At 70.9% G+C, this 12227-nt stretch carries 12 protein-coding genes; 5 read left to right on the forward strand and 7 right to left on the reverse strand.

Annotated elements, in window-relative coordinates; genetic code table 11:
* The first annotated feature begins 3 nt into the window (after positions 1-3).
* Positions 4-1503, forward strand: a complete 1500-nt coding sequence (locus tag OG764_RS23390) for a CoA-acylating methylmalonate-semialdehyde dehydrogenase (RefSeq protein ID WP_328970377.1) — start codon at positions 4-6, stop codon at positions 1501-1503.
* 169 nt (positions 1504-1672) lie between these two features.
* Here the strand turns inward: OG764_RS23390 and OG764_RS23395 are convergent, their stop codons facing one another.
* The 5 genes from OG764_RS23395 to OG764_RS23415 all read right to left on the reverse strand — a co-directional run bounded on the left by OG764_RS23395 (position 1673) and on the right by OG764_RS23415 (position 6935).
* On the reverse strand, positions 1673-3040 hold the full coding sequence (locus OG764_RS23395; protein ID WP_328970378.1) for a hypothetical protein: 1368 nt from the start codon (positions 3038-3040) through the stop codon (positions 1673-1675).
* A gap of 62 nt (positions 3041-3102) precedes the next feature.
* Positions 3103-4146 (reverse strand): WxL protein peptidoglycan domain-containing protein, encoded by a 1044-nt coding sequence (locus OG764_RS23400; RefSeq protein WP_328970379.1) that lies wholly within the window; start codon positions 4144-4146, stop codon positions 3103-3105.
* Between the two features lie 99 nt (positions 4147-4245).
* The gene (locus OG764_RS23405) at positions 4246-5532 is read right to left on the reverse strand and encodes a WxL domain-containing protein (protein ID WP_328970380.1); all 1287 of its coding nucleotides are present in this window, start codon (positions 5530-5532) and stop codon (positions 4246-4248) included.
* A 174-nt stretch (positions 5533-5706) separates the two neighbouring features.
* The gene (locus OG764_RS23410; protein ID WP_328970381.1) at positions 5707-6147 is read right to left on the reverse strand and encodes a GNAT family N-acetyltransferase; all 441 of its coding nucleotides are present in this window, start codon (positions 6145-6147) and stop codon (positions 5707-5709) included.
* A 53-nt stretch (positions 6148-6200) separates the two neighbouring features.
* Positions 6201-6935: a 4'-phosphopantetheinyl transferase family protein gene (locus OG764_RS23415; RefSeq protein WP_328970382.1), complete on the reverse strand. Its 735-nt coding sequence runs from the start codon at positions 6933-6935 to the stop codon at positions 6201-6203.
* Positions 6936-7043: 108 nt separating this feature from the next.
* Here OG764_RS23415 and OG764_RS23420 point away from each other — a divergent pair, with 108 nt between their 5' ends.
* From OG764_RS23420 to OG764_RS23435, 4 genes are all read left to right on the forward strand, one after another.
* On the forward strand, positions 7044-7502 hold the full coding sequence (locus OG764_RS23420) for a GNAT family N-acetyltransferase (protein ID WP_328970383.1): 459 nt from the start codon (positions 7044-7046) through the stop codon (positions 7500-7502).
* Between the two features lie 584 nt (positions 7503-8086).
* Positions 8087-9478, forward strand: coding sequence for a hypothetical protein (locus OG764_RS23425; protein ID WP_328970384.1), 1392 nt, complete (start codon positions 8087-8089; stop codon positions 9476-9478).
* A 238-nt stretch (positions 9479-9716) separates the two neighbouring features.
* Positions 9717-10184 carry a GntR family transcriptional regulator gene (locus OG764_RS23430; protein WP_328970385.1) on the forward strand — a complete coding sequence of 156 codons (468 nt, stop codon included), beginning with the start codon at positions 9717-9719 and terminating at the stop codon, positions 10182-10184.
* Positions 10181-10759, forward strand: coding sequence for an HD domain-containing protein (locus tag OG764_RS23435; protein ID WP_328970386.1), 579 nt, complete (start codon positions 10181-10183; stop codon positions 10757-10759). Before OG764_RS23430 ends, OG764_RS23435 begins: the two co-directional genes overlap by 4 nt.
* Here the strand turns inward: OG764_RS23435 and OG764_RS23440 are convergent.
* The gene (locus OG764_RS23440; protein ID WP_328970387.1) at positions 10747-11220 is read right to left on the reverse strand and encodes an NUDIX domain-containing protein; all 474 of its coding nucleotides are present in this window, start codon (positions 11218-11220) and stop codon (positions 10747-10749) included. The two genes, OG764_RS23435 and OG764_RS23440, sit on opposite strands and share 13 nt — an antisense overlap.
* 2 nt (positions 11221-11222) lie before the next feature.
* The gene (locus OG764_RS23445; protein ID WP_328970388.1) at positions 11223-11939 is read right to left on the reverse strand and encodes an XRE family transcriptional regulator; all 717 of its coding nucleotides are present in this window, start codon (positions 11937-11939) and stop codon (positions 11223-11225) included.
* Between the last annotated feature and the right edge of the window lie 288 nt (positions 11940-12227).

A 12227-nucleotide genomic window follows, 5' to 3' on the forward strand; every position in this document is an offset into this window, starting at 1 on the left:
GCAATGAAGACCGTCAACCACTGGATCGGTGGCAAGACCGTCGAGGGCGCGTCGGGCAACTACGGCCCGGTCACCGACCCGGCCACCGGTGAGGTCACCACCCAGGTCGCCCTCGCCTCGGCCGCCGAGGTCGACGCCGCGGTACAGGTCGCCCGCGAGGCGTACCTGAGCTGGGGCCAGTCCTCGCTCGCCGCCCGCACCAAGGTGCTGTTCGCCTACCGCGCCCTGCTGGACGCCAACCGCGACGCGATCGCCGAGCTGATCACCGCCGAGCACGGCAAGGTCCACTCGGACGCGCTGGGCGAGGTCGCCCGCGGCCTGGAGATCGTCGAGCTGGCCTGCGGCATCACCACCCAGCTCAAGGGCGAGCTGTCCACCTCGGTCTCCAACCGCGTGGACGTCTCCTCGATCCGCCAGCCGCTCGGCGTGGTCGCGGGCATCACCCCGTTCAACTTCCCGGCGATGGTGCCGATGTGGATGTTCCCGCTGGCCGTGGCCTGCGGCAACACCTTCATCCTCAAGCCGAGCGAGAAGGACCCGTCGGCCGCCGTTAAGCTGGCCGAGCTCGCCACCGAGGCGGGCCTGCCCGCCGGCGTGCTGAACGTCGTCCACGGTGACAAGGTCGCCGTCGACGCGCTGCTCTCGCACCCGGACATCGCCGCGGTCTCCTTCGTCGGCTCCACGCCGATCGCCCGCCACATCCACACGACCGCCTCCGCCAACGGCAAGCGCGTCCAGGCCCTCGGCGGCGCCAAGAACCACATGCTGGTGCTGCCCGACGCGGACCTCGACGCCGCCGCCGACGCCGCGGTCTCCGCCGCGTACGGCTCGGCCGGCGAGCGCTGCATGGCGATCTCCGCCGTCGTGGCCGTCGGCGCCATCGGCGACGAGCTGGTCGAGAAGATCCGCGAGCGCGCCGAGAAGATCAAGATCGGCCCCGGCAACGACCCGGACTCCGAGATGGGCCCGCTGATCACCGCCGCGCACCGCGACAAGGTCGCCTCGTACGTGACCGGCGCGGCAGCGCAGGGCGCCGACGTGATCCTCGACGGCACCGGCTACACGGTCGAGGGCTTCGAGCAGGGCCACTGGATCGGCCTGTCGCTCCTCGACAACGTCAAGACCGACTCCGACGCCTACCGCGACGAGATCTTCGGCCCGGTGCTGTGCGTGCTGCGCGCCGAGACCTACGAGGAGGGCGTGGCCCTCATCAACGCCTCGCCGTTCGGCAACGGCACGGCCATCTTCACCCGCGACGGCGGCGCCGCCCGCCGCTTCCAGCTGGAGATCGAGGCCGGCATGGTCGGCGTCAACGTGCCGATCCCGGTGCCGGTGGGCTACCACTCCTTCGGTGGCTGGAAGGACTCGCTCTTCGGCGACCACCACATCTACGGCAACGACGGCATCCACTTCTACACCCGCGGCAAGGTCGTCACGACCCGCTGGCCGGACCCCTCCGAGGGCGCCGCCGGCGTCGACCTCGGCTTCCCCCGCAACCACTGATCCACCGCCCTCCGGGCCCCCGTCCGCACGCCCCCGGCCAACCCTCACCGGCCGGGGGTTCGTGCTGTCCGGGTGCGCGGTGACCGCGGGCGGCCTGTCGGGTGCGCTCGGACGCCGAACGGGCCGGCCCGCCCCCCTCGGTGTACTCGCGTCCTGCCGGGAGGCGGTCTCAGGGGGTCAGGAGGGGCCAGGCGGCGGGGGCGGCGGTGGGGCTCAGGAGCGGGTCGGCGTGGCCGTGGCCGGGGATCACGGTGAAGGTGACGCGCGGGTTGCCGGCGGCGCGGATCAGGTCGGCGCCGCGCGGCTGGTCGCCGCGGCCCAGTTCGGTGTTGACCCACACCACTTCGGCCCGGATCCGGTCCCAGGCGATCCGGTACGTGCCCTCGTCGCCGGCCCACACCGCGGCCAGGTCCCGCATCAGGGCGGTCGGGACCAGCCCGCTGCCGAGGGCCGAGGTCGCGGCGTGCCACGCGGCGAGCGGGGTGTGCGTCAGGGCGGCGCGGTCCTCGGCGGGCGTCGGGCCGAAGGCGAACTCGCCGGCGCTGTGCCCCCGTACGTAGATCCAGTTCGCGGGGCCCGGCAGCAGGGCGGTCCTGGTCAGGGCGAAGTGCGCGAGGGCCGCGTTCGTGAAGCGGGTGGCGGGGTCGGGCGGGCGGGGGGCCGGGGAGGGGCCCGCCGGGTCGGCCACGGCCCGGCCGACGAGGGCGGCGAGGCCGGGGTCGGCGGCGTACCCGCCCTGGCGGAGCCGGGCCAGGTACAGGTCGCGGGTGAGGGCGGCGCGGGCGGCGAGTTCGCCGGTGTACGGGCCGGTGGTGTCGAGGACCACCACCCGGCGCAGCCGCGGCGAGTCGTCCCCGGCCGCGGTGTCCAGGGCGAGCGCGCCGCCGGCCGAGTGCCCGAGGTACTCGTACGGCAGCCGCAGTACGGGATCCAGGGCCCGCACCACCCGCCGCAGGTCGCGCCGGTGGGCCGCCAGGCCCCAGTCGGCGGTGATGTCGGCGGCGCGGGCCGCGTCCTCGCGGGGGGTCACGCCGACGACCAGGCGGCCGCGGGCGCGCAGGTGGTGGGCCAGGTTGCGGTCGGGCGGGGTGAAGAAGCCGGCCGCGAAGTTGAGGCCGCCGCCCGGCAGCAGGTACGCGATGGCCCGGGGGAGCCGGGCGGTGTCGGCGACGACGTCGACGGTCAGCGGCACGGGGCCGCCCAGGCGGGGCGCGAAGGTGGCGCGGATCCACCCGTCGCCGTGCGCGAGGCCCACCGGGGCGGATCCGAGCGCGTCCGCGATCCGCGACACGAGCACCCCGGGCCCGCCCGCCCCGCCGGGTCCCGACGACGAGGGAGGACCGGCCGTGCTGGCTTCAGGGGCCACCGCCGCGGCCTCGGCGGTCTCGCCCGCCCCGCCGGGTCCCGACCCGGCAGGAGCGGCCGTCCGGGCGCCGGGGAGTGCCGCCGCGGGCTGGGCGGGGTCCGACGGCGCCGTGCCGGGCGGGTCGGTGGGGTGGGGGCCGGGTTGGTGCGGGGTGTGGGTGTGCGGTGTCAACTGGGGCCTCCCCGTGGGCCGGTGGCGGCCGGGTGCCGGGACCGGGGGACCACCATGGCGGGTCAGTGCGCCCGCGCCAAGTCTCGTTCCGGCGCACTCTCCTCGGCCGCGCGGCGGTGGCGCCGACGGCGTACCGCCCAGCCGGCCGTGGCGCCGCCGGCCAGGACGAGCAGGGCGCCCAGGGCGAGCCACGGCACCGCGAGCAGGCGCGCCTCGCCGCTCTCGCGCAGCTCCGGGTAGGCGGTCGCGGTGGCCGTGATCCGGACCGTGGCCCGGTCGAACTGCGGGGCGTCGGCCCAGGTCTCGGTCAGCTCGATGCGCTGCCCGGGCAGCAGCACCAGCCGCAGGTCCCTCGCCGGGCGGTGCAGCAGGCTCCGGCCGAACAGGCCCTGCGCGCCGACCGTGATCTTCGGGCTCAGCACCACGTTCCCGTGGTTGACGAGCGTGTAGCGGACGGTGGCGCGGGCCTTCCCGGTCCACGGCAGCAGCGGGGCGTCCCGGCTGATGCGTACGTTCTCCACGCCGACGGCGGGGGTGACGGGCCCGGGGACCCGGAAGTAGATCCGGGAACCGACCGAACGCCGCACGCCGACCTGGACCTTGCCCTCCTTCTTGATCCCCTCGACCTTGGTGTTCAGCGCGACGATGCCCCCGACGTGGTCGCCGGGCGAGGCGTCCTCGGGCACCTTCACGGTGAACGGGATGTCCTTGCGGCCCTTGGCCGCAACGGTGACCGTGCCGGCCCGCACGTCGGCGGGCAGGCCCACCCAGGTGCCCAGGTCGCGCGGCCGGGTTTCCACGGGGAGCAGTGCGAAGGCGCCGCCGACCGGGGTGTTCACGGCGTCGGTGGCGAAGACCTTGAAGGTGATGGGTTCGGACGAGGCGTTGGTGAGGGTCACGCTGTCGGTGACGGTGGCGCCGGCCTCGCCCTGGTGGAAGAAGTACGCGCGGTCGGTCATCGCCTTGCCCGCGGCGGGGGTGGGGAAGACCCCCCAGGTGCCGTTCTCGGCGGCGGTCGCGCCGGTGGGCGCCGCCAGACCGGCCACGGCCAGGAACACGCCGAGGAGCAGGCCGTACAGAGGGGTGCGGGTGCGGCGCAGGGCCATGGCGCGGTCTCCAGACGAGGGGCCGGGACAGGGGGAGGGCGGGAGTGGCGGGAACGCGGAAGGTGGTGCGGGGCCGGGGCCCCGCACCACCCGGGCGGATCAGGCGACCGAGAAGGTCACGACCGACTGGTAGGTGTCGGCGAACATGAAGGCGGGCAGCTGGATCATGGCGCCGCCGCCGACGGCGAACTCGCCGCCGGTCAGCTCGTCCCCGCCGGGAGCGGCGGAGGCGACCTTCATCGGGGTGTCCGTGATGGCTCCGGGCGCACCGGCGGAGCAGGCGCTCGGGCTGTCCGGGTTGGTGACGGTGCAGACCGGCTGGATGCCGAGCTGGGCCGCTGCCATGGCGTGTCCGGTGGCGGTGTTCAGGAACGGCGTACGGGTGACCGTGAGGTCCCACCCGAGGGTGCCGCCGCGGAAGTCCTGGACGGTGGCCGCGTTGAACTGGCCCACCACGGACTGCTTCTTGCCGTTGATGGTGACCGAGCCGAAGTCCAGCGCGGGCAGCCCGCCGGTCGGGCCGAGCGCCAGCGGTCCGGCCAGCACCTCGATGTCGACCGGGTGCGGTACGCCCACGGCCGGCTGGATCCAGTTGAACGGCTTGCCCTCGGTGGTGCCGATGCGGACCCGGTCGGCCTTCTTGGTCAGGGTCAGGGAGCAGGTGGCGGCTCCGCTCGCGTCGGCGGAGCCGGTGCCCGCGTCGCCGGTGGCGGCGCCGGAGAGCAGCGCCTCACAGGTCACCGGGCCGGCCGGGAAGTTGGCGCCGGTGGCGGTGACGGCGGTGTTCGGGCCGCCGCTGTTGGGGGTCAGCTTCGTGGTGACCGGGTCCTTGGGCAGGGCCTCGACCGCGATGCTGCCGACCGGGGCGCTGGGTCGCGGCTGCGGCAGACAGGTGGTGGTGAACACGGTGCCGCCGAGGTCGGCGTCCGTCACCGCCTGGTCGATCCGGATCTCCACGGTGGTGCCCTCGGTGCCGTCCGGGACCGTGATGGTGCCGGAGAACGCCTTCGGGTCCAGCGGCACGCCGGGCACGACGGTGACCGTCTCCGGCGGGCTGGTGACCACCTGGGTGGTCGCGCCGACCTTCAGGGTCAGCTTGGTGGTGTTCACCGTGGTCACGGCGAACTGGGGGATCAGCGGGCTGGCGCCCGGGTCGACGGTGATCGGCACGACGTCGCCGGCCTTCGCCGTGTCGGGCACCGTGACCGTGTAGTTCTGGTTGCCCTGGCCGTCGGGCTGCGGCGCGGGCGCGTCACAGACCGAGAACACGGGCGTGGTCGTCGTCGCGGCCGCAGCCGTGCCCGCCAGGCCCACCACGCCACCCGTCAGTGCCAGGGACAGGGCGCCCGCCCCGGCAAGAATTCTTCGTCGGTAACTCGTACTCACTGGGTCGCGACTCCTTCGTCATGACGAACCCCTCCCCCCACCCGCTGTGTGGGGGAGGCCGAGCCGGTGCGGTGGCCGACATTGACGCGTCACGCCCTTGAGAAGTCAATGAGCAGCTGTGCCGGGAAGCGCACAGAAATTGATGTCCCATCAGGCCGGGTTGCGGCCGGACGGTCAGGACCCGGCGCCGCCGGGCGGCGCCGGGAAGGGCCATCCGAGCATCGCGAACACCCCCTCGTCCTCGGCGCCCGCCGCCGTGTACGTGGCCAGGGCCGGGTCGTTGTCGGTGTCCACGCCCACCCACATGCCGTAGCAGCCGCGCTCGCGGGCGGCCGAGGCCAGCGCGTCCGTCAGCGCCCGCCCGATCCCGCGGCGGCGATGGGTTTCGGCCACCGAGAGCTCGTAGAGGCACATCTCGGTGCCCTTGTCGGGGTGGCTCATCTCGACGCCCGAGACCATCCCGACGGGCGCGGCCGTGCCCGGTACGTACGCGAGGAGCATGAGGTGACCGGCGGCGGCCAGGAACCGCTCGGCCCACGCGTCCCGGACGGGACCGTCGAACAGCGGCTCGGCGGCCCTGAGTTCGGCGACCGTCGTCGCCTGTCGGATCTCCATGCGGGGACGATAGGGCGTCCCGTTCGGGTGGTGCCGGAGCCGGTCCGCGGGAACTAGTCGGTGGGGTCCGGGTCCGGGGCGGTGGACACGGCGAGTGCGGCAGTGAAGCCCGCCGGGGCCGGGACGTCGGAGAGGATCCAGCCGGGGGTGCGGGCCGGCGTCATGGCGGAGCCCACGTACGGGTCGACCACGCCGAAGCCGAGGCCGGTGCCGGTGCCCTTCAGGTAGGCCTCCTTGCGGGACCAGATCCGGGCGAGGGCGGCGGGCCGGTCCGGGCCGGGCAGGGCGAGGAGTTCGGCGGTCTCCCGCGGGTGCAGGGTGTGCAGCAGGTCGGCGACGACCGCGGGCCCCGGTGTCGCCTCGATGTCCACGCCCACCGGGACCCCGGAGAAGGCGAGCAGGGCCACGTCCTCGCTGTGCGACAGGGAGAAGTGCAGCCGGTCCGCGGGTCCGCCGCCGGGCCCGCCCGGGGCGAGCGCGGGCCGCCCGTGCGGGCCGCCGCAGCACGGGCACTCCTCGCGGACGAACTCCACCCGTTCCGGAGCGATGCCCAAGTAGCCGCCGAGCAGCACCCGCAGGGCCACGTGCGCCGCGAGGTACCGGTGTCGTCCGGAGGGCCGTACGAATCCCGCGGCGCGCGCCCTCTCTGCGTCGTCGAGCAGCGCGTTGCCGACCGGGTACCCGCCCACGACCTGGCGTTCCGTGTCCAGCCGCCAGAGCGCCACGGCGCCGCCCGCCGGCCGCTGCGTGGTGTCCGGTGTCTTCGCGTCCAGTTCGTACGTGCCCATCCGACGAGGGTAATGCGCGCTGGTCGGAGGTGGTGGGGGCGGCCCTGGGGTGCGGGTCCGGGGGCCGCGCGCATTCCGTCGGCGGCGCGCACGTCCTAGCCTGGCGCGATGAAGATTGCAGTCGATGACCTGTCGGGGCCCGAGACGGCCGCGTTCCTGGCCGAGCACGTCCGCGAGATGCGCTCCATCACTCCGCCGGAGAGCAAGCACGCCCTGGACCTGGACGGGCTGCGCCGGTACGACGTCACCTTCTGGTCGGCCCGCGACGAGGACGACGCCCTCGTGGGCTGCGGTGCCCTCAAGTGGCTGGACGAGGAGCACGCGGAGGTCAAGTCGATGCGGACGGCCCCCGACCGGACCCGCTCCGGGGTCGCGTCGTTCGTCCTCACCCATCTCATAGAAGAGGCGCGGCGGATGGGCTACCGGCGGCTGAGCCTGGAGACCGGCGCGGCCGAATTCTTCGCCCCGGCCCGCGCGTTGTACGCGAAGTTCGGCTTCGAGCCCTGCGAGCCGTTCGCGGACTACAAGCCGGACCCGCTGAGCGTGTTCATGACCCGCAGCCTGTGAGACGCGGCCTGTGACCCGCGGGCCTGTGAGGCGCGGCGTGTGACCCGCGGTCTGTGACCCGCAGGCCTGTGACCCGCGGGCCTGTGACCCGCGGTCTGTGACCCGCAGCGTGAACCGCCCGGCGTGCTGCTGATCCCGGGGCGGCGCCGCCGCCGGTCGCCGTACCTCCACCTGCGGCTCACTTCCCGCCCCCGCGAGGAGTGAGCCGTCCGCATTCCCCCACCATCCGAATCCAGCCGCGCCCGCCCCGCGTCCCCGCCACGAAAAAGACCCTCCACGAGGGAGGGTCTGGGGGTGACGAAGGGGAAGAGTGTGCCCCCGGCAGGACTCGAACCTGCGGCCAAGTGCTTAGAAGTGACCGGCTCCGTCCTGCCCCACACGCCCCCTGACCTGCACGGCAGGGCGGTGCTGTCGCACCGGGGCGGGGCTGCGCCCGCATATCCACCGGAACTTAGGATTCCGGCGTCTGGGCGTGCCCGGCGTAGGGTTCTCCAAGTCAGTCGCGGGTCGTGCCGGGTGCGGGGCCTGGTATTGACCACTTCGACGGGCATACGAAGCGCGGGGTAGTCCCGTAGACTCCGGCCATGTTGGCTCGCCTGCCCTCGCGCTATGAAGACCTTGATCCCGCTTTTCGTGGACGGCTGCGTCCCGATAGGCAACTCTTGGAGCAGGTCCAGCGCGCCCACGCAAGTATGCAGATCACTGGCGGTATCCGCTTTCTTCCCATTTTTGGGCGAAGCGGATCGGGGAAGAGTTCAGCGGCCCGGGAATTGGCCACACATCTTCCCGAATGCAAGGTCGTTGAGCTCTCGCGTGCGGCGATCGCATCCGAGTCCGCACTACTCGAAGAGCTCCGCGCTGTTGACGGATACCGCGACAAAGCGCAGCTGATAATTGCCGTGGTGGATCAGTTTGAAGAGCGCGTGGCAGAAAAGACGGCGTTGCCATCCCAATTTGTTGAGCGGCTGAGCCTTCTCGACAGGGGAGAGCTGCGGCAGCGGCCCGTTCTTTTTCTTTGGTTGACCACTAGTAGGGAATTCCAGGCAGATCTGGCGGGCGCTACGTCGCGTAATGAGCGAATCCTTCTAAGCGCCGACTTTGAGCTTTCTGGCCCGCCGAGAAGTGATTGGGCGGAAATCCTCGAAGAGACGTTTGCATTCCATAACCGGAGTCAACCTCTCGCCGACTTCGAGGTGCTGACGACCGATGTCAATAGGATCGCCGATCAGGCAGTCACCATTGGGGCATCGATCGAGATGGTGGCAGAAATGCTAGCGTCGTACACGTCGAAGTTGCACGACATCTCGCGCTATCAGGTAGTAATGCTTTGGCCTGTTACGGATGGGCATCGCATCACGCGTGTGTCCAGCTTCACTAATGCGCGCGATGGGTACAAGCTGGACTGGAATGCATTCTATCGAGAGTTGAACGAGGATGACCGTCAGACGTTGCCTCTGTCGGAGCTGAATAGGGCTCGTCTGTATTTCGACGTTCGACTCGTTCCCATCGCTGCGGCCGACCTTCATCCTCTCTGTCGGGAACTTGATAGGCGTGAAGTCGAACCCAGCCGCTCCTACTTGGAGCGCTTCGAGAAGTCGCATTTTGTTTCCATTGTCGGCGAGAAGTGGGATCCATCCGTCTTTAGTCCTCTCCGTGAGCGGGAATCCGAGAGAGCCACTAAGGCGCGGGACTGGTACGAAGGTGTCACCACTCAGCCCACCCAGCTGGGTACGAGGATTGCGCTCTGCCTTCGCTCCCTTGGTTTCGATGCCGAGGCAGAAAGGGAAATTAAGACTCCCAATAGCAAGGTCAGGGCGGATGTCCTGGTGCAGCGCCCGGGATCTCAGCAAGATTCTGTGATCGTGGAGCTTAAGGCGTACTCGACGGAAAATACGCGCCCCTCTTCCATCAAGGACGCAATCCGGACAACTCTCAAGCGCCATGCCCAGCTAGCGGGATTCCTGGGGCGCCAGTAAGAGGAGCCCGGAGCGGCCAATGGGAGTTCCTGTTGGTGGACCGCCCGTGACTTGGGGCGCCTCTAGGCCTGCCCGCGCAGCCCGCTGTAGGCCCAGTGAATGCCTTTGCCTTGCGTCTGCTCCTTGCGCCTACGGGATCTGTGATTTCGAGCGGCACGGTGCCTGCGCTGGACGTCCAAGAGTGAAGTGCCTTCGTGCGAGGGTGGAAGTCAACGCGCGAAGCAGAGAAGGAGATGGAGTGTCGGAGCAGCCCAGCCCTCGCGGGACCTTCCTGAAGATCGCTGACACGCTCAAGAAGCGGATCACTGCGGACCAAGGGGTGACCGAACTTCCTTCCCTTGCTGAGGTCATGGCAGAGCACGGTGTGTCGCGCGGTGTGGCCCTTCGAGCCTTCCGCGTGCTTCAGCAGGACGGTGTGGCTGAGCCGGTTCCGGGATCGCGCTGGCGGGTACTCCGCGGGGACGGCAAGGCAGACCGCCGGCCGCTGGCTGAACGGATCGCGGCGCTGATCACGGCTGAGGGCCTGGACGTCGGGGCAGTCTTCCTGAGCGAGGGAGAGCTGAGTGCCAGGCTCGGGGTGTCGCGTCCCACGATCAGCAAGGCACTCGCCCACCTCGAAGCAGCCGGACTGCTCACCGAAGGCGGCCAGGGCAAGCGCCGTTCCGTGCGTGCCCTGCCGTCCCAACAGGAGGACTCGAAGTCTTGAGCACTGCCACGCTTACGGAATGGGCCTACGCCTTGGGGGAGGCCACGCTGGCCGAGCCGCTGCCTCGCCGCTGGCGGCACTGCTTGGGCGTCGCGGAGCGGGCCCGGGCCATTGCCGACATCCTTGGGCCGGACGCCGAGCTGCTCGAAGCGGCGGCAGTCCTGCACGACGTCGGCTACGCGCCTGACTTGGCCAAGACCGGGTTCCATCCGCTCGACGGCGCCCGCTACCTCCGCAGCGTGCAGGCTGACGAGCGCGTCGTACGGCTCGTCGCGCACCACTCCTGTGCGTGGATGGAGGCGGAAGCCCGCGGGCTGCGCGAGGAGCTTGAGGCGGAGTTTCCGCGGGAGGAGCCGCACCTCGCGGACGCGCTCTGCTTCTGCGACATGAACACCACGCCGGACGGGACCCCGACCAACCCCGTCGACCGGATCAACGAGATCGCGGGCCGCTACGGGCCGGAGAGCCTGATCGGGAAGTTCATCCGGCGGGCCGAGCCGGAGATCCTGCTGTGCACCGTGCGGGTGCTCACCAGGATGTCCGAGGCGAAGGTCGGCGCCGCTCAGCCGATGTAGGGCACGCTCCGCGTCCGGTCCAGCGCGTGCTCGATCCGGAGCCGCATCGTGGAGTGGATGTCGAGTTCGGACAGGTCCGCTGGGTCCGCCCAGCGGACCTGTGTCGTCTCGCTGCTCGTACGGATCTCGCCGCCGGTCGGCCGTGCGCGGAAGCAGATGCTGAACTGCTGCCGGGCCTCGCCGTCGTCGTAGAGCATGACGTGACCGGGGTCCGTGTAGATCCCGGACATGTCGATGACCTCGGCCTTGATGCCGGTCTCCTCCCAGACCTCCCGCACGACGGTGTCACTGATCGACTCGCCTACGTCGTGCCCTCCGCCCGGAAGCGCCCAGCGGCCGTTGTCCGAGCGCTGGATCACGAGCACCTGGCCGGCGTCGTTCTGCACGAACGCCACGACGGAGGGCACGACCGAGTTGGCGGCCGGCGCGTCGGGGTCGTGCAGGTAGTCAATGCGTCCCATGCTCAAACTCCTGTGAGGTCGTGGTCGGCCACCGGGCGGGCGCCGCCCCAGGTCTGTTCGATGCTATTGGCGTACGTGTCGAACAGCCCGCCGCCGGGCAGTCGGCGCAGGTGGAGCACGGGAGCCATGTACGCGCCGATCCCGTACACGTGGGTGTTCACCAGCATCTCGTCGTCCGCCCGGAACAGGGAGTTGTACAGCGTCGCGTCGTGCAGCCGGAACCCGATCTCGGGGTGGCTCGTGAAGAGCGGACGGTAGTTCATCAGGGCATTGCGGATCTTGCCACCCATGATGCCGTGGCCCTCGTCGATGCCGCGCTGGTGCACCGCCGCGCAGGCGGGGTCTCCCAGGAGGATGCGCACCTGGGCAGTCTTCTCCACCTTGGCCTTGAGGAGCCGGTGGAACTGCGGGTCTTCCGACAGCCACAGCCCCGCGTACACGAGCACGTCGACGTGCTTCTCGGCGCGGCCGTACATCTCGCGCCAGAGTCCGGTCGGGACCAAGTGGCGGTGCGGGTACACGGTGACGATCTCTGCCTTGCTCAGATCGGCGGAGGTCTCGACCGCGCGTTCGTCGTTCCAGAGCGTTGTCACGTCCACGCGCAGTTCGGCTGCGACGGCGTACTGGTGGCGCCGGTACGGGACCTTGCCCTGCGTGATCCAGCGTTCCACGGTCTTGGCGTTGACCCCGATCGCGTCGGCCAGTCTCTGGATCGTCATGCCCTGAGCCAGCAGGGCGGAGCGTAAGCGCTCGTTGGACATCTTCACCCCCGGGTGGGACGTCTTGGGATGTCTTGACGCTAGTCAGAAGGCCCCCAGGTGTCCAGGTGTGAGGTGACCAACGCCCCTGACCTGGAGCGATTCTGATGGTGCGCCAGGAAGTCCCGGCGTGAAACCGAAGAACTCCGCGGACCGGCTTGACGGATCCGCATGCGGTACCTGTAATAGAGGTACCGCATCGGCCCCGAGGGGCCCGGAGCGGAGCCCTAGCCCCGGCTTGCCCGAGAC

Source organism: Streptomyces sp. NBC_00239, from assembly GCF_036194065.1.
Classification (GTDB): domain Bacteria; phylum Actinomycetota; class Actinomycetes; order Streptomycetales; family Streptomycetaceae; genus Streptomyces.